Origin of the sequence: Kribbella sp. NPDC004536 (genome assembly GCF_042873835.1) — a bacterium.
In the GTDB taxonomy this organism is placed as follows: domain Bacteria; phylum Actinomycetota; class Actinomycetes; order Propionibacteriales; family Kribbellaceae; genus Kribbella.
This window is the reverse complement of sequence record NZ_JBIALY010000001.1, coordinates 435884-455946: the sequence shown is the minus strand read 5'-3', so window position 1 is coordinate 455946 and position 20063 is coordinate 435884. Positions and strand designations below refer to the sequence as shown.

Genomic DNA, 20063 nt, shown 5'->3' with positions numbered 1-20063 from the left:
CTCGGCACGGCACCTCGCCGCACGGGTGCAAAGGCCACGATGCTCCGCATCGAGTCCTTCGCCCCCGCACGCCGATGCACCGCACCGAGCACCTGCTCGCGACGGCGCCGGATCGGGCGACATACCCTCGGTCATCAAACGACGTGTGTCGGCACCCAGAAGCGCAGCTTTCCGTGTCGTTCGTCTTCCAGTTCGCCACCAGCTGCCTCGATCACCTTGCGCGATCCGGTGTTGTCCACATCGCAGGTGACCAGTGCCGGGTCGATCCCGAGCGCGGCCGCGATCGGCAGCGACTGGGCGAGCATCTGAGTCGCGTACCCCCGGCGGCGCGCGGACGGACGCACGCAGTACCCGATGTGGCCGCCGACCTCGGTCAGCGGCGGCGTCAGGTAGTGCCGGATCGAGAGCCGGCCGAGGAACTCCACGCCGTCCACGTACCAGAGCACGGTCTGGTGGACCAGCCCCGGCGCCAGCTCGGTCGTCTCCTCGGCCTCGGTCCGGATCGCCGTCACCAGCCGCGCGAACTCGTTCGGGTCCCCGGCCTGGTCGCGGGTCCAGTCCTCCTCGATGCCGGTGATCGTGCGCGCGCCCATCCAGCGTTCATGATCCGGACCGAGCTCGTCCCAGGCCGCGAGAAACGAACGGTGAACGGCAACTGTCGGAACGACGAGGATCGGCATCCTCACAGTGTCGCGACACGAGCAACCGCTTATGCAACGGGGTTCCCGGCGTTAAGGTGCCGACATGGCAAAGGCGCCCAGTGTTCTCGGAATCGTGCTGGCCGGTGGTGAGGGGAAGCGGCTGATGCCGCTCACGGCGGACCGGGCCAAACCGGCTGTGCCGTTCGGCGGCAGTTATCGCCTCATCGACTTCGTGCTGTCCAATTTGGTCAATGCGGGCTATCGAAATCTCTGCGTACTGACCCAGTACAAGTCGCACTCGCTCGACCGGCACGTCACGCTGACCTGGCGGATGTCCACCTTCCTCGGCAACTACGTGACCTGTGTCCCGGCGCAGCAGCGGCTCGGCCCGCAGTGGTACCAGGGCAGCGCGGACGCGATCTACCAGTCGATGAACCTGATCAACGACGCCGACCCGGAGTACATCGTGGTCTTCGGCGCCGACCACGTGTACCGGATGGACGCGTCCCAGATGGTCGCCGCGCACATCGAGCGCGGGAACGGCGTCACCGTGGCCGGGATCCGGGTGCCGCGGGTGGAGGCGACCGAGTTCGGGGTGATCAAGACCGGCGCGGACGGGCACGTGATCGAGGAGTTCCTGGAGAAGCCCGCCGACCCGCCCGGGCTGCCGGACTCGCCGGACGAGACGTTCGCGTCGATGGGCAACTACGTGTTCAGCCGCGACGTACTGGTCGAGGCGCTGCGCAAGGACGCCGCCAACCCGGCGTCGCGGCACGACATGGGCGGCGACATCGTCCCGATGCTCGTTGCCGAGGGCAAGGCCGGGGTGTACGACTTCCAGGAGAACGACGTACCCGGCGCGCTCGACCGGGACCGTTCGTACTGGCGCGACGTCGGTTCGCTGGACTCGTACCACGAGGCGCACATGGACCTGGTGTCGATCCAGCCGGTGTTCAACCTGTACAACAACGACTGGCCGATCTTCACCTCGCACCCGCAGCTGCCGGGCGCGAAGTTCACCGACAACGCGACCGTCGGTGAGTCGATCGTCTGCCAGGGCTCGATCGTGTCCGGCGCGCACGTCGACCACTCGGTGCTCGGGTCGAACGTGATCGTCAGCGCGGGCGCCGACCTGCAGAACTGCGTGATCATGGACAACTGCAAGATCGGCCGCGACGTCGTGCTGAAGAACGTCATCCTGGACAAGAACATCGTGATCCCGGACGGCACCGAGATCGGCGTCGACCTCGACTACGACCGGCAGCGCGGGTTCACCGTGTCCAAGGGCGGCGTGACCGTGCTCGGCAAGGGGCAGTCGATCCCTTCGGCCGCCGCCCCGGCTGCGGCCTCGGCGACTGCCTCGGAGGTCGCTGAGGCGTGACGCTCTCCGAGGCGGGTGCGCTGGAACTCGATGCGGCCGACCCGGGGCATCGGGAGCTGTTCGACGTACCTGCGGCGCAGGGCGGTGACTACCCCGAGGTCGCGTACTTCGCCGGGAACTCGCTCGGCCTGCGCCCGAAAGCGACGCGGACCGAGCTGCTCGAGGACCTGGACGCGTGGGCCGCGCTCGGCGTCGAGGGCCACCTGGACGCGGCGCGGCCGTGGCTGCCGTACCACGAGCTGCTGACCGGTCCGGCGGCGCGGCTGGTCGGCGCGCTGCCGAGCGAGACGGTCGTGATGAACTCGCTCACCGTCAACCTGCACCTGCTGATGGTGTCGTTCTACCGGCCGACGCCGTCGCGGCACCGGATCGTGATCGAGGACGCGGCGTTCCCGTCGGACAGTTATGCCGTACGGTCGCAGGTTCGGTTCCACGGGTACGACCCGGAGGACGCGGTGATCCGGTTGCGGCCGCGACCGGGGGAGGACAGTCTGCGGACGGCGGATGTCGTCGAGCAGCTCGGCGGCGACGTGGCGCTCGTACTGCTGGGCGGCGTGAACTACCTGACCGGCGAGTTGATGGACATCCCCACGATCACGAAGGCCGGGCGGCTGGCCGGCGCGGTGGTCGGATGGGATCTCGCGCACGCGGCCGGGAACGTGCCGTTGGCGCTGCACGACTGGGACGTGGACTTCGCGGCGTGGTGCTCGTACAAGTACCTGAACTCGGGTCCGGGGGCGCTCGCCGGTGCGTTCGTGCACGAGCGGCATCTCGGCGGGGAGCTGCCGCGGTTCGAGGGGTGGTGGAGCACGGAGGCGTCGACGCGGTTCGAGATGACGCCGGAGTCGCGGCCGCCGGCGACCGCGGACGCGTGGCAGGTGTCCAACCCGCCGATCTTCTCGATGAGCCCGGTGCGGACCTCGCTGGAACTGTTCGACAAGATCGGTATCGACGTACTGCGGGAACGGAGTCTGCGGTTGACCGCGTGTCTTTCGGAGCTGCTGACCGGGTTCGAGGTGATCACACCGGCGGATCCGGCGCGGCGGGGTGCTCAGCTGTCCGTGCGGGTGCCGGGTGGTGCCGGTGAGCAGTCGCGGCGGTTGCGGTTCGGGTACGGCGTGATCGCGGACGCACGGGAGCCCGACGTACTGCGGCTCGCGCCGGTCCCGCTGTACTCGACGTACCACGACTGCTGGCGAGCCGCCACGGCACTGACCGAGGTGATGGGATGAGGGTCGCGATCGTCGGTGCGGGACTGACCGGATCTTTGCTCGCCTGCTTCCTCGCGCGGCGCGGGTTGTCGGTGACGTTGTACGAGCGTCGTGCGGACCCGCGGGTGGCGGAGGTCGAGCGCGGGCGGTCGATCAACCTGGCGATCTCCGAACGCGGGCTGGACGCGTTGCGGCGGATCGGGCTGGTCGACCAGGTGATGGCGGACGCGTTGCCGATGAAGGGGCGGATGATCCATCCGGTCACGGGGGAGCTGGACTTCCAGGCGTACTCGGTGTCGGGGGAGCGGGCGATCAACTCGATCAGCCGGGGTGCGCTGAACAACGCCTTGTTGACGGCGGCAACAGCTGCTGACGGGGTGACGGTGGAGTTCGAGCACCGGCTGGTGGAGCTGGACTCGGCCGCCGGGCAGCTGGTGTTCGCGACGCCGTCGGGGAAGGTGTCGGCGTCCGCCGATGTGGTGCTGGGCGCTGATGGTGCCGGGTCCGCCGTACGCGAGCAGTTGCTTGCCGAGGGCATCGTTGCGGAGAACGTGGACTTCCTGGACTACGGGTACAAGGAGCTGTCGATCCCTGCCGCGGCGGGGGAGTTCGCGCTCGATCCGGGGGCGTTGCACATCTGGCCGCGGGGTACGTCGATGATGATCGCGCTGCCGAACCCGGACCGTTCGTTCACCTGCACGCTGTTCTGGCCGGCCGGATCGTTCGACGCGCTGACCACGGCAGGGGCGATCTCGGCGCACTTCGCGGAACACTATCCGGATCTGTTGCCGCTGGCCCCTGATCTGGTGGACGACTACCTGAACAACCCAGTCGGCGTGCTGGGGACCGTACACACGCTCCCGTGGCAGGCACACGGCCGTACCGCGCTGCTCGGTGACGCCGCTCATGCGATCGTGCCGTTCTACGGGCAGGGCGCGAACTGTGCCTTCGAGGACGTGGTCGAACTGGACCGCTGCCTCGACGACACCGGCGGTTCGTGGGCCCGCGCTCTCCCGCTCTTCGAGGCCCGCCGCCGCGAAAACACCGAGGCCATCGCCGAAATGGCCCTCGCGAACTTCGTCGAAATGCGCGACAAGGTCGCCTCCCCCGTCTTCCGCCTGCAAAAGCAACTCGAGCATGCCCTCGAACGCCTGCTCCCCGGCAGGTACGTCTCGCGGTACGAGTTGGTCTCCTTCTCCACCACCCCGTATGCCGAAGTCCAACGCCGAGTCCACCGCCAGCACCAACTCCTGGGAGCAGGCGCCCTCGCCTTGGCCGCTGCGCTCACGACCCTCGCCCGCGCGAGGAGGCGCCGATGAGCCGCCATACGCCGGGGTGGGGAGGATTTTGCCCCCCGAACCGGCGCAACATCCTCCCCAACCCGCCGAACTCGGGGAGGCGGAGCGCATGAGCCTCTGGTCGCCTGACTTGCTGACCGGGCACCCGTCCTCGGTCGGGCTGCTGCGGCACTTCGTGGATGGATCCTTTGTGGAGAGCGCGTCGCGCTTCGCGAAGATCTCGCCCGTGACGGGGCAGCAGATCTTCGACGTGTGTGAAGCGGACTCGGCGACCGTGGACGCGGCCGTTGGCGCAGCTCGTACTGCGCTGCGCGGCCCGTGGGGGCGGATGAGTGAGCAGGAGCGGGCGGCCGTACTGCGACGCGTGGCGGACGGGCTCGAGCGGCGGTTCGAGGATCTGGTGGCGGCGGAGGTCGGCGACACCGGGAAGTCGATCAGCCAGGCGCGAACACTCGACATCCCGCGCGGTGCTGCGAACTTCCGGGCGTTCGCGGACTTCGCGACGACCGTACCGACCGAGTCGTACACAACAGTCCTCCCGGACGGCCGGCGCGCACTCAACTACGCCGTACGAAAACCCGTCGGCGTCGTCGCCATCGTCGTACCGTGGAACCTCCCGCTGCTGCTCCTCACCTGGAAGGTCGCCCCGGCGCTGGCCTGCGGCAACACAGTGGTCGTGAAACCGTCCGAGGAGACCCCATCGTCGGCGACCGTACTCGCCGAGGTGATGGCGGAGTCCGGCGTACCCGAAGGCGTCTTCAACCTCGTACACGGCTTCGGCCCGTCGTCCGCGGGGGAGTACCTGACCCGCCACCCGGGCGTCGACGCGATCACCTTCACCGGCGAATCGGCCACCGGTACGGCGATCGCCAAGGTCGCCGCGGACCGCGTCAAGGCGGTCTCCTTCGAACTCGGCGGCAAGAACGCCGGCCTGATCTTCGCCGACGCGTCACTCGACGACGCGATCGAGGGCTCGGTCCGCTCGACCTTCACCAACGGCGGCCAGGTCTGCCTCTGCACCGAACGCCTGTACGTGCAGCGACCGGTGTTCGACGAGTTCTGCACCCGCCTGGCGCAGCGCGCTGCTGAGCTCACGTACGGCTGGCCCGCCGACGAAGCCACCACGAACATGCCGCTGATCTCGAAACAACACCGCGACAAGGTCCTGTCCTACTACGACCTCGCCCGCACCGAAGGCGCCGAGGTGTTGACCGGCGGCGGAGTACCCACCTTCGACGACGCCCGGGACGGCGGCAACTACATCCAACCGACCGTGGTCACCGGCCTGCCTCCGGACGCCCGTACGAATCGGGAAGAGGTCTTCGGCCCGATCTGCCATGTCGCACCGTTCGACACCGAAGAGGAAGCGTTCGCCCTCGCGAACGACTCCGACTACGGCCTCGCGGCGACCGTCTGGACCCGCGACGTAGGCCGGGCTCATCGCGCCGGTGCTGCGCTGGACGTCGGGTTGTGCTGGGTCAACACGTGGTTCCTCCGCGACCTGCGTACGCCGTTCGGTGGGGTGAAACTGTCCGGCGTCGGGCGGGAAGGCGGGCGGCATTCGGTGGACTTCTACACCGAGAGTACGAACGTTTGCGTGGAGCTGACATGACCCTCGTACCTGGGAAAGCGGTGCCTCGCGGGCGGTTTCCGCATGTGCAGGTCGCCGGTGGGTTCGCGTTTGTTTCGGGTACGTCCAGTAGGCGGCCGGACAACTCGATCGCCGGGGCCTCGGTCGACCAGATGGGTACGGCCGAGCTGGACATCCGGGTGCAGACGCGGGCCGTACTGGAGAACATCCGGGACGTCCTCGCCGCGGTCGGCGCCGGGCTCGAGGATCTGGTGAGCGTGACGACGTACCTGGTGTCGATGAACGACTTCGGGGGGTACAACGAGGTGTACGGCGAGTTCTTCGACGAGACAGGGCCCGCGCGTACGACGGTCGCAGTACATCAGCTGCCGCATCCCCAGCTGCTGATCGAGATATCCGGAATCGCGGCGATCCCGCACCGTTCGGAGGAGGAGTAGGACATGGCCAATCTCGAGTCGACGAACTTTCCGCAGTGGATCGAGGAGAACAAGCACCTGCTGAAGCCGCCGGTCGGCAACAAGCAGATGTTCCCGACCGGGGACGACTTCATCACGATGGTGGTCGGCGGGCCGAACCAGCGGACCGACTTCCACGTCGACCCGTACGAGGAGTTCTTCTACCAGATCTCCGGCGAGCTCAAGGTCAACGTGATGACCGACGACGGCCCGGCGACCGTCGCGGTGAACGCCGGCGAGATGTGGGTGCTGCCGCGGAACATGCCGCACTCGCCGCAGCGCGGCCCGAACTCGATCGGCCTGGTGATTGAGCGGGTCCGGGAGCCCGGCGTACTGGAGAAGTTCCGCTGGTACTGCGCCAACTGCAACGGGATCGTGCACGAGGTCGAGCTCCAGGTGACCGACATCGTCGCCGACCTCCCGCCGGTCTTCAAGGCGTTCTACGACAGCGAGGACGCCCGCACGTGCCCGAACTGCGGCACCGTGCACCCGGGTAAATGACCGTCGACGTCCACACCCATCTGGTCCCGCACGGTTGGCCGGATCTTGCAGTGGCGTGCGGCGGGGACGGGTGGCCGTGGTTGCGGATCGACTCCGAGCGGGCCGCGATGATCATGGTCGGGTCGACCGAGTTTCGCCCGATCGGTCCGCAGGCTTGGGATCGCGGCGTCCGGCGTGCCGACATGGATGCCGACGGCATCGATCTCCAGGTGGTCTCGCCGACCCCGGTCTTCTTCGGGTACGAGCGTCCGGCCAAGCAGGCGGTGAAGCTGGCGGAGATCTTCAACGATCTGACGTTGCAGACACTCGCTGACGATCCGCGATTCGTACCGTTCTGCCAGGTTCCGTTGCAGGATCCCGATCTGGCCTGCGCGGAGCTGGACCGGGCCCGCGCGGCCGGGCACGCCGGCGTGGAGATCGGCAACCACGTCGGCGACAAGGATCTCGACGACGCCGGGATCGTTGCCTTCCTCAAGCACTGCGCGGAGACCGGTACCCCGGTCCTCGTACACCCGTGGGACATGCCCGGCGGGCCGCGCCTGGATCGTTGGATGGCCCGCTGGTTGACCGGGATGCCCGCCGAGACCCACCTGTCGTTGCTGGCGCTGATCCTCGGCGGGGCGTTCGACGCGCTGCCTACGAACCTGCGGATCTGTTTCGCGCACGGAGGCGGGAGTTTCGCGTTCTGGCTCGGCCGGCTGGAGAACGCCTGGCACCGGCGCGGGGACATCGTGCGTGGTTGCTCGGAGCATCCACCGTCGTACTACCTGGACCGGATCCTGGTCGACACGGTGGTCTTCGAATCAGCGCCTTTGCGGCTACTTGTCGATACCTTGGGGGAAGACCGCGTTCTGGTCGGCAGTGACTATCCCTATCCACTGGGTGAGCGGCCGGTCGGGGAGGTGGTACGGAAGTCCGGCTTCCTGACCGCGGAACAGCAACACAAGCTGTTGACGGCGAACGCCCTGCGCTACCTCGGGAGGCCTGAATGAGCGAGGACCGGTCGGTACTGTCACGCAAAGCGCCCGAGCCGGATCAGGAACTGCGGTACGGCGACCACGCGGACCAGGTGATCGACTACTGGCACGCGAAGGAGTACCGGCCGCTGATCGTGTTCATCCACGGCGGCTTCTGGCGGCCCGAGTACGACCGCGTACACGCCCGCTCGCTCGGTGCAGCCCTGTCCGACCTGGGCTGGCCCGTGCTCTCGCTGGAGTACCGCCGTGCGCCTGGGGATCCGGACACGACCACAGGAGACATCCGTACGGCGCTGGAAGCTCTACCGGATCTCCTGGACGTCCAGGCGGGCTACGTACTGATGGGCCACTCCGCAGGCGGCCAGCTCGCCCTGTGGGCCGCAGCCACGCTCAACCCGGTCCGCTTACGTGCCGTGGTCGCCCTGGCTCCCGTAGCCGACCTCCTGATGGCAGACCAGCAACACCTCGACAAGGGCGCCGTACAGGCCTTCATAGGCGGCGGCGTACGCAACGACCTGGACCCCGTCCACCTACCGGCCTCGATCGCCCCGGTAACCCTCATCCACGGCGTCAACGACACGGTAGTACCCATCACCCTCACCGAGTCGTACTACGCCGCCCACCCCACAGCCCACCTCCACCGCATCAACCACTGCGGCCACTACGAACTGATAGACCCCCACTCCGACCCCTGGCACGAGATAACCGCGGAACTGACCCGCCTGACGAGCTAAGAGTCATAACTCGTCTGGAATGCGGTACCAGACCGCACCACGCCCTGCTCCGGTCGACCTGACCTTGCCCTCCCTCTTGAGCTGCTCCAAGACCAGACGGATGGTTTGGTCGCTCACACCCGGCAACGCCGCCCGGACGTCGGCAACCTTGAACACGATCGCCGCATGGTTGAGCACGTAGTCGCGAACCCGTTCCTGCTTCGTGCCACCAGAGCGGTCGGCTGCCGCCCTACGGGCGAAGGTCCGGTACGCCGTCGCCAGCGTCGTCACGAAGTAGGACAGCCACGGCCAGGGGTCTGCTGCATCCTCATGCCAGTCATGGGTCGAGCGGAGCAAGGCGTCGTAGTACGAGTCGGCGGAGTCTGCGATGACCTGCTCGAGGGAGACCCACCGGCAGACCTCGTATCCGGCGTCGACCAGCAGAGCATTGGTGAGTGCCCGGGCGACCCGGCCGTTGCCGTCCGCAAACGGATGGATGACCAGGAGATCGAGGATCATCAGGCCGACCAGGAGAACCGGATGGTGGCGGCCCGCCCGCTGCGCGGCCAGGTAGCGATCGACCAAATCTGTCAGGTACGCGTCGGTTTTCGCCGCTGGGACCGGTATGAACCGAACGGTCGTGCCTCCGTCGGGGGAACGGTCCACGACGAGATTGTCGTCGGTCTTCAGCTGGCCACCGGGATATGGCGTCTCGGACCAGAGCAGGCGGTGCAGATGCAGCAGGAGGCCGAGATTCAGCGGATGCCAGTCCTCCTGGAACAGGCAGTCGAGTGCTTTGCGGTAGCCGGCGAGTTCCTGCTCGCTCCGGGTGCGGAGTACGCCGGCGCGGCCCTCGATGATGCGTTCAGCTCGCGCGACGTCCGGCACTACGATGCCTTCGATGGCCGACGAGGCGGTGATGCTCTGGATTCTGGCGCGGTTGGCGAGTTCGGTGAGGAGAGCAGGGAGCTGGTTTCGGTAGAGCGCCTCGCTGCCTCTCCCCGTGTCGATCGAGCGCAGCTGCATGACGACGTCGGCCGGCACCTGTCCGACTACGCGATCCAAGTCCGCGAACGAGCGCACTCAATCCTCCAAAGAAACCAACAAATTACCTAATTTGATGCCATCTTAGCGGATTTGTTGGTTTCTTTAGCGATTGGTCTGCGCGGACTGTAACCGATTGTGCGTGGGCTGTAACCGTTACTTCAGGCGTTTGGCGGCGGTGAGGAGACCCTCTGAGGTGGGGAGGAGGGCGGAGACCAGGTTGTCGTCGTCGCGGACGGCGCGGATGAGGTCTCGGAGGGCCATCGTGTCGGGGTCGCGGTGGGACGGGTCGGCGACCTTGCCGGCGGTGAGGACGCCGGCGAAAGCGACCAGGCCGCCGGGGCGGAGCAGGCGCAGGGCCTCGTGCAGGTAGGCCGTGTTCTCGCGGCGGTCCGCATCGCAGAAGACCAGGTCGTAGTGGCCGTCGGTGAGCCGGGTGACGACGTCCAGCCCGGCGCCCGCGATCAGGCGGAACCGGTTCGACGCGACGCCGGCGTCGAGGAACGTCTTGCGGGCCAGCCGCTGGTTCTCCGCGTCGATGTCCACCGTGGTCAGGGTCCCGTCGGCGCGCATCCCGCGGAGCAGGGCGAGACCGGAGACGCCGGTGCCGGTACCGATCTCGACGACCGCCTTCGCACCCGCCCCGGCCGCGAGCATGCTCAGCGCCGCGGCCGTGCCAGGGCCGATCGGGGCGACACCGCTGTCCGCGGCGCTCGCCCGCGCACCGGTGACGACCTCGTCCTCACCGGTGTAGTCCTCGGCGTACGCCCAGGACGTCGGGTCGATGCCGGTGGCGATGGCGTCCTCCCAGTGGTCGGCTGGCTGATGTGCGGCTGCGGTACCCATGCTGAACCGAAGCCTAGCGGTTCGGAGTCCGCTTTCCGTGCTGCACGCGCTGAGGCTGCGCACTCTTGCTCATAAGGGTCTTGCACTGATCAGATATGATCGTCGCATCGAGACGTGACTCACCTGTCGAGGGAGGTGTGGAGTGAGGTCAGGCGCGGATGACGTCGATGCCGGCTTCCTTGAAGACGGCCAGCTGGCCCTCGTCGGCCTGGGCGTCGGTGACGAGTGTGTCGATCTCGCTCAGCTCGCAGATCCGGGCGAAGGCCCGCTGCCCGAGCTTGGACGAGTCCGCCACCACGACGACCTTCGCGGCCCGGCTGACGATCAGCTGGTTGATGTTCGCCTCGCCCTCGTGATGGGCGGTCGCGCCGGTCTCGTCGATCCCGTCGACACCGATGAACGCGATGTCCAGCGACAGGTCGGACAGGATCCGGTGCGACAGCGGGCCGATCATCTCGTACGACTGCGGCCGCGCCACGCCACCGGTCAGCACCATCTTCACGTGCGGCCGGACGATCAGCTCGTTGGCGATGTTCAGCGCGTTCGTCACCAGCGTGAACGCCGGCTCGCCGTGCTCCGCGGACAGCTCCGGGCGGGTGGCCAGCGTGCGCGCCACCTCGGAGATCGTGGTGCCGCCGTTCATCCCGATCACCATGCCGCGGCGCACCAGCGTGGCCGCCGCCTGCGCGATCCGCTGCTTCTCGGACGCGAAACGCGCAGTCTTGTAGCGCAGCGGCAGGTCGTACGACACCGCGTTGGCGACCGCGCCGCCGCGGGTCCGGGTGAGGAGCTGCTGCTTGCCGAGATGGTCCAGGTCACGCCTGATCGTGGCCGCGGACACGTGCAGCTGCTCGGCGAGCTCGTCGACGTCGATGGCGCCCTTCTCGGCGAGCGACTCGAGCAAGGTGTTGAGGCGTTCATAACGCTTCACCCGGGGCTCCTCCTTCACACAATCGGTCAGCCGGGTGGCGGCTGGTTGGCACCATTCGATCACGTTCGAGCAGTTTCGACCATGACAAGTGCGGAGACGACATGACCCAGCAGCCATTTGTGAGCACTGAGATCGCCACTCAGCCGGACCTTTGGCGACAGGTTGCGGACGGTTTCGCGCAGTACGGCGGTGCGCTTCCGAAGGCCGGCCAGCGGGTCGCCGCGGTCGGCTGCGGTACGTCGTGGTTCATGGCGATGGCGTACGCCGCGCTGCGCGAGGACCTCGGCCAGGGCGAGACCGACGCGTTCGCGGGCTCGGAGTTCCCGGCGGACCGGACGTACGACGCAGTCGTGGTGATCAGCCGTTCCGGTACGACCACCGAGGTACTCGACCTGATCCGGGACACCGACCTGCCGACGGTGGCGATCACCGCGACCGCCGGGTCGCCGATCTTCGACCTGGCCGACCGGACGATCCTGCTCGACTTCGCCGACGAGCAGTCCGTCGTACAGACCCGGTTCGCCACCACCACGCTGGCGCTGCTGCGCGCGTCGCTCGGCGAGGACCTGTCGAAGGCCGCCGCGGACGCTCAGACCGCGCTGACCGTCGACGTCGACGACCTCGCCAAGCTCGAACAGGTCACGTACGTCGGTACCCGCTGGACCGTCGGTCTGGCGCACGAGGCCGCGCTGAAGCAGCGCGAGGCCGCGTCCGCGTGGACCGAGGCGTACCCGGCGATGGACTACCGGCACGGCCCGATCGCGATCGCCCAGCCCGGCCGCGGCGTCTGGATCTTCGGCGAGGCGCCGGCGGGTCTGCTCGACGACGTCGCCGCCACCGGCGCCACGATCGTTCACCACCCCGACCTGGACCCGATGGCCTCCCTGGTCGTTGCGCAGCGAGTCGCGGTCGCCAAGTCCCTCGCCCTGGGCCTCAACCCCGACCAGCCCCGCAGCCTGACCCGCTCCGTCATCCTCGGCTGACGGCCGCGGTCATCGGCGCACTCAACCGCCACCCCAGAGCGGTGTAGAGCGCGCGCCCGTCCTCTGTCGCCACCAGTACGCCGGTCGTAGCACCGGCGTACTGCGCGGCACTCGCCAAGGCATCCATGATGCCGCGGCCGAGTCCACGCCGACGATGCTGCGGCGACGTCTCGATCTGGTCGAACACGGCTGCCTCTCCGGTGAGTGCAGCTGTCCCGCGCGCGGCCACGGAGCCGTCAGCCGCTGTCACGGTCGCATCGATGACCGCACCGCGTCGCGAGAGCTTCAGCTCGTACGACGGTGGCACCGCTGCCTGTGCAGTGCTCAACACGGTCGTCATGAGGTACTCCCGCGGCTGCACCTCCCAGCGCGCGTCCAACGCGGCCTGACCGCGGATCTTGAGCCAGGTGTCAGGCCCGGCCAGCCCGTCGACCAGCTCGGCGTCGTACGTGTGCAGCACGTAGCGGACCGCATGGCCGGGGAGACCTACGTCGACTCGATAACCAGTCGGCAGCCGGACGGGCGGCGCGGTGTTGCGGGAGATGGTCCAGCCGTGGACCCAGGCGTCAAGCATGAACAGGGACCTTTGTAGTGAGGGAGGACAGGCGGCCGAGTCCTACGGCGGCCAGGAGGCCGAGCGCGACGACCAGCATGGTTGCGCCGGGGCCGAGCGCCGGTACGAGCAGGCCGGCCGTGGCCTGGCCCAACGCAGACGCCCCGACGCGCAGGCTGGCGGCCGTGGTGCTCACTCGGCCTTGCAGGGCCTCCGGGCTGTACCGCTGCCGCGCTGCGAACATCGCGGGCAGTGCGGGCCCTTCGAGGAGCCCGGTGAGGAGCGCGAGCAGCAGCAGTACGACAAGCGACGAGGCCAGTGGCCAGGTGGCGAGTGCCAGGCCGTACGCGCCTACCGACAGCATCACGACGTACTCCGGCGGCCAGCGTCTCTGCAGATGTCCGAGCAGTAGGGCCGTCGTCATGCTGCCGAGCTCAACCGCTGTCCACAGGTAGCCGGCCGCGGACTGCGGTCGCCCGAGTTCCACCATGTGCAGCGGCAGCGTGATCAGCAGCATGCCGGTGAAGCCCATGAGAAGCGTGGTTGTGACAGTCGACGCACGCAGACGAGGAGTGCGGGCGAGATGGCGCAGTCCGCCGACGACCGACGCCAGGAACGGCTCTCCACCGGCGCCGGCGGGCGGGAGCGCGGGCAGCCGGCTGATCGCGACAATGCTCAGTCCGGCGGCAACGACGATGACCACGACGGCCGCGTCGACCGACACCGCGGCGGTGACGGTGGCCGCGGTCGCCGGTCCCGCGATCGCGGCGGCGCTGAAGCTCACGGACTCGAACGAGTTTGCCCGGGCCAGGCGATCCGGGCCGAACAGGCTGGGCAGCATGCTCGTGAACCCACCGCTCACCATCGGCAGCGTGGTACCGGCGACGGCAGCCAGGGTGGGCGCAGTCCAGTGTGGACTGTTCCCGACGGCCAGCAGCATCGCGATCATGACCACGGCCAGCGTCGCCTGGTTGGCCGCGAGCGCGGTTCGCCTGCGTGGCGTCCGGTCGAGCCAGGCACCGAGTAGTGGGCCAGTGACGATCGCCGGGAGCGCGTACGCCGCGCCGGTGACGCCGGCCAGTGCCGGACTGTCCGTGCGCTCCAGCACGAGCAGTACGAGCGTGAACGCGACCATCTCGTCACCGAGCCGGGCGAGGGTCGCGGCCAGGTAGTAGCCGAACACGCCGTCGCCTCCTGTCACGTGAAATTCGTTGTTACGCGTTACGCTAACAAATACGTTACGGCAAGGAGGAGGCGTGGACATCCCGGCCCCTGATCGACTGGTCCGGCTCGCGGTCGACCTGGTGAACACCCGCACGCTGTCGCCGGAGCAACTGACGTCGCCGGCCGCGGTGCGGGAATTCCTCGTCGAGCACGGTGAGTCCGACCCGATCACGATCGACGACGCGGGTCTGGAAGCGGTCCGGGCCGTTCGGGAGCAGCTTCGGCCGGTGTTCCGCGCGGAGCCTGCCGAGGCCGCCCGGGTGCTGAACGGGTTACTCGAGGAGAACGCCGTACGGCCGTATCTGTCCGACCACGACGGCTCGCCGTGGCACCTGCACGTGGCCAAGCCCGGCGCGACCTGGGCCGAGTGGCTGGCCGCGACGACCGCTCTGGGGTTGGCGAGCTTCGTCGCCGCGCACGGATCCAAGGCGCTCGGTGTCTGTGCCGCGGTGGACTGCGAGCGGGTCTTCGTGAACGCGGCCGAGAAGCGTCCGCGCCGGTTCTGCACTCCGCGCTGCGCGAGCCGCACCCGAGTGGCGTCGTACCGCGCCCGCCAAGCCTGACAATCCGCCCGCCGAGCGTGGTGGAACCGCGGCTGCCAAGCTGGAATGCCCCTTCGAGGCCTAATTGTTGCGAAAGCAGTTTCGCCTGAGGTCTGGTGTTTGCGAAAGCGCTTGCGCTACCGTGCGGAAACGGTCGGCCTGCTGACCGACATCCCCGCAGAGGAGTTCTGATGAACAGGTTTGCAATCCGTTGTGCTGCAGGGCTTTCCGTACCGTTCCTGCTGGCGGCCTGCTCGAGTGCGCCGTCGTCCGGCGGCGGTTCGGGGACCGGCGCCGACCCCGGCGGACAGGTCACGATCACCGTCGGTGACCGCCCGAGCAGCTCCGACCCGGCCAACCGGGCCACCTTCGACAAGCGGGTGGCCGACTTCCAGAAGGCCAACCCGGACATCAAGCTGAACCCGGTCGAGACGGTCTGGGACGCGACCACCTTCCAGGCGCAGGCGGCCGGCGGCCAGCTGCCCGACGTACTGAACGTACCGTTCACCGAGCCGCAGGGCATGATCGCCCGCAAGCAGGTGGCCGACCTGACCCAGGTGCTCAAGGACCAGGGCCTGATGGACAAGTTCAACCCGAACGTCCTGAAGATCGCCCAGGACAAGTCCGGCAACGTGTTTGCGGTACCGACCGCGGCGTACTCGGTCGGTCTGGTCTACAACCGGGACCTGTTCAAGAAGGCAGGTCTGGATCCGGACAAGCCGCCGGCGACCTGGGACGAGCTGCGCGCCGACGCGAAGCAGATCGCCCAGAAGACCGGTCAGGCCGGCTACGGGCAGATGACCACGAACAACACCGGCGGCTGGATGTTCACCACCCAGACGTATGCGTTCGGCGGTTCGATCGAGAACGAGGACGGCAGCAAGGCGACGTTCGACGACGCGCCGTCCAAGGCCGCGCTGCAACTGCTGCACGACATGAAGTGGACCGACAAGTCGATGGGGCAGGCGGTGCTCTACGACATCAACGGGATCTCGAAGGCGTTCGCGGCCGGCAAGATCGGCATGTTCATGGCCGCGCCGGACGCGTACCGCACGCTGGTGCAGCAGAACGGCCTGCCGTCGGCGGCCTTCGGGATCGGCCCGATGCCGCAGCAGGGCGGTGAGCACGGCACGCTGAGCGGTGGCAGTGTCCAGATCGTCAGCCCGAACGCGACCGACGCCGAGAAGGTGGCCGCGGTCAAGTGGATCAAGTTCAACTACCTGAACAAGTACGTGAACGAGGACGCCGCGGTGACCAGCGCCAAGGCCGGCGTGGCGGCGAAGCTCCCGGTCGGTACTCCTGGCCTGCCGGTGATCTCGGCCGACCAGTGGTCGACGTACCAGTCCTGGATCAAGCCGTACGTCAACGTGCCGCTGGCGAACTTCGCGCCGTACACGAAGGTGGCTGCCGACCAGAAGATCATCGCTGAGCCGCCGGTGAAGGCTCAGGAGGTGTACGCCGCTCTGGACCCGGTGGTGCAGACCGTGCTGGGCAACGAGAAGGCCGACGTCGGGGCGCTGCTGACCAAGGCCGCCGGCACCGTGAATGCCAAGCTCGGGCGCTGAGTTGCTCCGCCGCCTGCGCAACGGGGTACCGGCAGTGCTGTTCGCACTGCCGGTGCTCCTGGTCTTCCTGGTGTTCTCGTGGGGCCCGATCCTCAAGGGCCTCGTGATGAGCGTGCAGCAGACCAACCTGGTCGATCCGGTGAAGTGGGTCGGGCTGGACAACTTCCACTACGTGCTGACCGATCCTGGCGTCGGTCAGGCCGCGTTGAACACGCTCTGGTTCACCTTGCTGGCCTTGCTGTTCGGCTTCCCGGTGCCCGTGCTGCTGGCGATGTTCCTGTCCGAGCTACGCGGCAAGTCCTGGCTCTACACGACGCTGGCGTACCTGCCCGTCATCACGCCACCCGTGGTCGCCATCCTGCTCTGGCGGTTCTTCTACGACCCGTCGCCCAGTGGGATGTTCAACACGATCCTCGGCACTGTCGGGCTCGGCCCGTACCCGTGGCTGGACAGCCCGTCGTCTGCGATGCCGTCGATCGTGCTGGAAGCGACCTGGGCCGGCGCGGGCAACGCGGTGATCATCTACCTGGCCGCACTGACGTCCGTACGCGCGGACTTGTACGAAGCGGCCGAGCTGGACGGTGCAGGCGTCGTACGGCGGGTGTGGCACGTCATGTTGCCGCACCTGCGCAGCGTGCTGCTCCTGATGCTGCTCCTGCAGGTGATCGGAACGATGCAGCTCTTCACCGAGCCGCTGTTGTTCACCGGGGGCGGACCACAGGGGTCGACGATGACGATTCTGCTGCTCATCTACAACTACGCCTTCGTCAACGGGGACTACGGCGCGGCTACTGCACTGAGCGTCCTCCTGGCGATAGCGCTCGCCGTACTGTCCGCCGTCTTCCAGTTGGCGACTCGTGGTTGGAGTACCGAATGAGTCAGGAACGTGGTGCGCTGTCGGACGCGGACCGGAAGCTGACACGGGTACGGGTGCCGTTCGTCATCGGACAGGTGCTCGTACTGATCGGACTGCTGATCGCGGGACTCGGTCCGATGCTCTGGTTGCTCAAGGCAGCTATCTCGCCGACGCAGGACAGCATCCGCTCACCGCTGGGCTGGTTTCCGTCGGGACAGGTGCAGTGGCAGAACCTGGCTACTGCCTGGCAGCAGGGGCATATCGGCTACTACCTCGGCAACACCGCGTACATCGCAGCAGGTACGGCGGTTGTGTCACTGATCGTCTGTACGACGGCCGGCTACACGCTGAGTGTCCTACGCCCACGCTGGGGCTCAGTGCTGTCCGCGCTGATCCTTGCGACCCTGTTCGTCCCGCACATCGTCTCGCTGGTCCCGCTGTACCTGACCGTGCTGAAGCTTCCCCTGGTGCACGCCAACCTCACCAACACGTTCTGGGCGGTCTGGCTGCCGCCCGCGGCCAATGCGTTCAACGTGCTCATCGTGAAGCGGTTCTTCGACGGCATCCCGCGTGAGTACTTCGAAGCGGCCCGGATCGACGGTGCCGGATCGATCCGGGTGTTCACGTCGCTCGTGCTCCCGCTGTCACGGCCGATCCTCGGTGTGGTCGTGCTGCTCAGCATCATCTCCTCCTGGAAGGACTACCTGTGGCCCCTGCTGGTGCTGACGAATCCGGATCTGCAGCCGGTCTCGGTGGCGTTGCCCAAGATCGCCAAGGTGACGGAGCTCAACATCCAGTTGGCGGGCCTGTTCCTGGCCCTGCTGATCCCGGTCCTGCTGTTCCTGGTCTTCCAGCGAGCATTTCTGCGTGGCGTGGGCCTGTCTGGGGGAATCAAGGCGTGAAACGCGTCCTGGTCACCGGTGCCGACGGTTCGATCGGTCGTGCCGCCGTAGCCGGTCTGCAGGCGGCCGGGTACGAGGTCACCGGTCTCTCGCTGCGCTACGACCACGCCAGTACGGCCGACCGCGCCGTCGTCGGCGATGCGCGGTCGGCGGCGGACGTGACGGCCGCACTGGACGGTGTGGATGCGGTACTCCACCTGGCGGCCATTCCGCATCCCAGTCTTGGTACGCCGGAGGAGGTGTTCGAGAACAACGTCGCAGCGACGTTCAACGTGCTCGCACAGGCGGGGCAGCTCGGTGTCCGCCGGGCCGTGATCGCGAGCAGCATCAACGCGTTCGGCGTACCGATGAACGTGAACGAGGTGGAGCCGGCGTACTACCCGCTGGACGAGGAGGTGGAGGCAGACATCGCCGACCCGTACTCCTTGTCCAAAAGCGTCGACGAACAGAGCGCACGGATGGCCTGGCGGCGCTGGGGGACCGATGTGATCGCACTGCGCTTCCCGCTGGTCAAGGACCGCAAGGACCTGCTCAGGTTCGCGCAGAGAGCCGAGAGCGATCCGAGGACGATGGCCCGGGAGGGCTGGGCGTACCTGGACCTACGCGACGGCGTGCGGGCGATCATCGCGGCGCTGGAGTCGACGACGCCCGGTGCGCATGTCGTAGGGCTCGCGGCCGACGACATCCTGATCGACCGGAAGACGGACGAGCTACTGCGTGAGTACGCGCCCACGGTGCCGCTGCGACGTCCTGTGGAAGGACGGGCCTCGCTGGTCGACACCACGCGGGCGCAGGAGCTGCTGGGCTTCCGCCCGCAGTACTCGATCCACGATCAGGCCGTGTCCGCGATGACGACCTGAGGCTCGACGTACTCGACGCCTGGCTCGAGGTCGCCCTCCAGCAGCCGGGCGGCGACCCGGCGGCCGATCTCCTCCAGGCCGACGTCGATCGTGGTCAGGTGCCGGGTGCCGCGCTGGTCGTGCATCAGGCTCTCCCAGTTGTCGACGCCGATCAGCGCGACGTCGCCTGGCACCTGCCGGCCGGAGGCGCGGACGACCCGTTCGACCCCACGGCCGATCGCGTCGCTGCCGCAGAAGATCGCGTCCAGGTCGGGCACCTCGGTCAGCAGCTCGGTCGCGGCCTGCTCGCCCCACTCCTCGCGCCAGCGCCCGAACCGGACCGGCGCGGCCCACTTGAGCCCGGCCTCGGCCAGCAGCTCGGCGGCGCCCTCGGCCCGGCGTTGGGCGGCCATGTCGTGCCGCTCCGCGGTCAGGTGCGCGATCTTGCGCCGGCCGTTCGTCAGCAGGTGGCTGATCGCGAGCCGCCCGATCGCGTAGTCGTCGGCGGTGATCGTGGTGTCCTGCGGGTCCGCCGGCACCGTGAACGCGTTGATCACCGGGACGTCGAACCGGCTGGTCAGCGACGGGGTCCGGAACGAGGTGCTGGTGCCGATCACGATCACGCCGTCGATCCGGCGGGCCCGGAGCTGCAGGATGCTCTCGTCGACGTGGTGCTGCTCGTCCATCCGGGCGTCGTACAGCAGGATGGCCTGCTCGCGGGCGCCGAGCTCCGTCGCGGCGGTGGCCAGGACGACCCGGGTGAACGGGTTCGACGCGCGGTGCGTCAGTACGCCGATCGTCTGGCTGCGGCCGCGCGCGAACGACCGGGCGAGCGCGTTGTGCCGGAAGCCCAGCCGGTCCGCGGTCACGCGGACGTGCTCGCGCGTCGCCTCGGAGATCCGGTCGGTGCCGTTCAGCGCCTTGGACGCCGTCGACAGCGAGACCCCGGCCGCGGCGGCGACGTCGGACAGCGTGATCACCTGGTCGGCCATTTCCCCATCGTAGTCAGC

Annotated in this window: 21 protein-coding genes; 14 read left to right on the top strand and 7 right to left on the bottom strand. The window is 68.0% G+C overall.

The window, feature by feature from the left end:
* Nucleotides 1-134 precede the first annotated feature (134 nt).
* Complete coding sequence (locus tag ACFYRU_RS02155) at nucleotides 135-680, bottom strand: GNAT family N-acetyltransferase (RefSeq protein ID WP_387652072.1); 546 nt, start codon at nucleotides 678-680, stop codon at nucleotides 135-137.
* A 64-nt stretch (nucleotides 681-744) separates the two neighbouring features.
* Here ACFYRU_RS02155 and glgC point away from each other — a divergent pair, with 64 nt between their 5' ends.
* The 8 genes from glgC (at nucleotide 745) to ACFYRU_RS02115 (ending at nucleotide 8789) form a co-directional block, all read left to right on the top strand.
* Complete coding sequence (glgC, locus tag ACFYRU_RS02150; protein ID WP_387652070.1) at nucleotides 745-2022, top strand: glucose-1-phosphate adenylyltransferase; 1278 nt, start codon at nucleotides 745-747, stop codon at nucleotides 2020-2022.
* Complete coding sequence (gene kynU, locus ACFYRU_RS02145) at nucleotides 2019-3254, top strand: kynureninase (protein WP_387652067.1); 1236 nt, start codon at nucleotides 2019-2021, stop codon at nucleotides 3252-3254. The genes glgC and kynU overlap by 4 nt, the downstream gene beginning before the upstream one ends.
* On the top strand, nucleotides 3251-4552 hold the full coding sequence (locus ACFYRU_RS02140; RefSeq protein ID WP_387652064.1) for an FAD-dependent oxidoreductase: 1302 nt from the start codon (nucleotides 3251-3253) through the stop codon (nucleotides 4550-4552). The genes kynU and ACFYRU_RS02140 overlap by 4 nt, the downstream gene beginning before the upstream one ends.
* Before the next feature lie 88 nt (nucleotides 4553-4640).
* On the top strand, nucleotides 4641-6143 hold the full coding sequence (locus ACFYRU_RS02135; protein WP_387652062.1) for a 2-hydroxymuconic semialdehyde dehydrogenase: 1503 nt from the start codon (nucleotides 4641-4643) through the stop codon (nucleotides 6141-6143).
* Complete coding sequence (locus tag ACFYRU_RS02130) at nucleotides 6140-6559, top strand: RidA family protein (RefSeq protein WP_387652059.1); 420 nt, start codon at nucleotides 6140-6142, stop codon at nucleotides 6557-6559. Before ACFYRU_RS02135 ends, ACFYRU_RS02130 begins: the two co-directional genes overlap by 4 nt.
* 3 nt (nucleotides 6560-6562) lie before the next feature.
* On the top strand, nucleotides 6563-7078 hold the full coding sequence (locus tag ACFYRU_RS02125; RefSeq protein ID WP_387652057.1) for a 3-hydroxyanthranilate 3,4-dioxygenase: 516 nt from the start codon (nucleotides 6563-6565) through the stop codon (nucleotides 7076-7078).
* Complete coding sequence (locus ACFYRU_RS02120) at nucleotides 7075-8070, top strand: amidohydrolase family protein (protein ID WP_387652055.1); 996 nt, start codon at nucleotides 7075-7077, stop codon at nucleotides 8068-8070. Before ACFYRU_RS02125 ends, ACFYRU_RS02120 begins: the two co-directional genes overlap by 4 nt.
* Nucleotides 8067-8789 (top strand): alpha/beta hydrolase family protein, encoded by a 723-nt coding sequence (locus tag ACFYRU_RS02115; protein ID WP_387652052.1) that lies wholly within the window; start codon nucleotides 8067-8069, stop codon nucleotides 8787-8789. Before ACFYRU_RS02120 ends, ACFYRU_RS02115 begins: the two co-directional genes overlap by 4 nt.
* 3 nt (nucleotides 8790-8792) lie before the next feature.
* On the opposite strand, the gene ACFYRU_RS02110 is transcribed toward ACFYRU_RS02115, so the two are convergent.
* The 3 genes from ACFYRU_RS02110 to ACFYRU_RS02100 form a co-directional block, all read right to left on the bottom strand.
* Entirely contained in the window at nucleotides 8793-9833 is a 1041-nt protein-coding gene (locus tag ACFYRU_RS02110; protein ID WP_387652050.1) for a Fic family protein, read from the bottom strand.
* 135 nt (nucleotides 9834-9968) lie between these two features.
* Nucleotides 9969-10658: an O-methyltransferase gene (locus ACFYRU_RS02105; RefSeq protein WP_387652048.1), complete on the bottom strand. Its 690-nt coding sequence runs from the start codon at nucleotides 10656-10658 to the stop codon at nucleotides 9969-9971.
* A gap of 148 nt (nucleotides 10659-10806) precedes the next feature.
* On the bottom strand, nucleotides 10807-11589 hold the full coding sequence (locus ACFYRU_RS02100; RefSeq protein WP_387652046.1) for a DeoR/GlpR family DNA-binding transcription regulator: 783 nt from the start codon (nucleotides 11587-11589) through the stop codon (nucleotides 10807-10809).
* Nucleotides 11590-11708: 119 nt separating this feature from the next.
* On the opposite strand from ACFYRU_RS02100, the gene ACFYRU_RS02095 reads away from it, so the two are divergent.
* Nucleotides 11709-12572: an SIS domain-containing protein gene (locus tag ACFYRU_RS02095; RefSeq protein WP_387652044.1), complete on the top strand. Its 864-nt coding sequence runs from the start codon at nucleotides 11709-11711 to the stop codon at nucleotides 12570-12572.
* Here the strand turns inward: ACFYRU_RS02095 and ACFYRU_RS02090 are convergent.
* The gene (locus ACFYRU_RS02090) at nucleotides 12559-13146 is read right to left on the bottom strand and encodes a GNAT family N-acetyltransferase (protein WP_387652043.1); all 588 of its coding nucleotides are present in this window, start codon (nucleotides 13144-13146) and stop codon (nucleotides 12559-12561) included. The two genes, ACFYRU_RS02095 and ACFYRU_RS02090, sit on opposite strands and share 14 nt — an antisense overlap.
* The gene (locus ACFYRU_RS02085) at nucleotides 13139-14326 is read right to left on the bottom strand and encodes an MFS transporter (protein WP_387652041.1); all 1188 of its coding nucleotides are present in this window, start codon (nucleotides 14324-14326) and stop codon (nucleotides 13139-13141) included. The genes ACFYRU_RS02090 and ACFYRU_RS02085 overlap by 8 nt, the downstream gene beginning before the upstream one ends.
* Nucleotides 14327-14381: 55 nt before the next feature.
* Between ACFYRU_RS02085 and ACFYRU_RS02080 the strand changes: the two genes are divergently transcribed.
* The 5 genes from ACFYRU_RS02080 to ACFYRU_RS02060 all read left to right on the top strand — a co-directional run bounded on the left by ACFYRU_RS02080 (nucleotide 14382) and on the right by ACFYRU_RS02060 (nucleotide 19074).
* Complete coding sequence (locus tag ACFYRU_RS02080; RefSeq protein WP_387652038.1) at nucleotides 14382-14912, top strand: CGNR zinc finger domain-containing protein; 531 nt, start codon at nucleotides 14382-14384, stop codon at nucleotides 14910-14912.
* Nucleotides 14913-15082: 170 nt separating this feature from the next.
* A complete protein-coding gene (locus ACFYRU_RS02075) occupies nucleotides 15083-16456 on the top strand; it encodes an extracellular solute-binding protein (protein ID WP_387652037.1) in 1374 nt (457 codons plus the stop codon).
* A gap of 34 nt (nucleotides 16457-16490) precedes the next feature.
* Entirely contained in the window at nucleotides 16491-17333 is an 843-nt protein-coding gene (locus ACFYRU_RS02070) for a carbohydrate ABC transporter permease (protein WP_387652034.1), read from the top strand.
* Nucleotides 17330-18214, top strand: a complete 885-nt coding sequence (locus tag ACFYRU_RS02065; RefSeq protein WP_387652031.1) for a carbohydrate ABC transporter permease — start codon at nucleotides 17330-17332, stop codon at nucleotides 18212-18214. Before ACFYRU_RS02070 ends, ACFYRU_RS02065 begins: the two co-directional genes overlap by 4 nt.
* Complete coding sequence (locus ACFYRU_RS02060) at nucleotides 18211-19074, top strand: NAD-dependent epimerase/dehydratase family protein (RefSeq protein WP_387652028.1); 864 nt, start codon at nucleotides 18211-18213, stop codon at nucleotides 19072-19074. The genes ACFYRU_RS02065 and ACFYRU_RS02060 overlap by 4 nt, the downstream gene beginning before the upstream one ends.
* Here the strand turns inward: ACFYRU_RS02060 and ACFYRU_RS02055 are convergent.
* Nucleotides 19047-20045: a LacI family DNA-binding transcriptional regulator gene (locus ACFYRU_RS02055; RefSeq protein ID WP_387652025.1), complete on the bottom strand. Its 999-nt coding sequence runs from the start codon at nucleotides 20043-20045 to the stop codon at nucleotides 19047-19049. The two genes, ACFYRU_RS02060 and ACFYRU_RS02055, sit on opposite strands and share 28 nt — an antisense overlap.
* Nucleotides 20046-20063 lie beyond the last annotated feature (18 nt).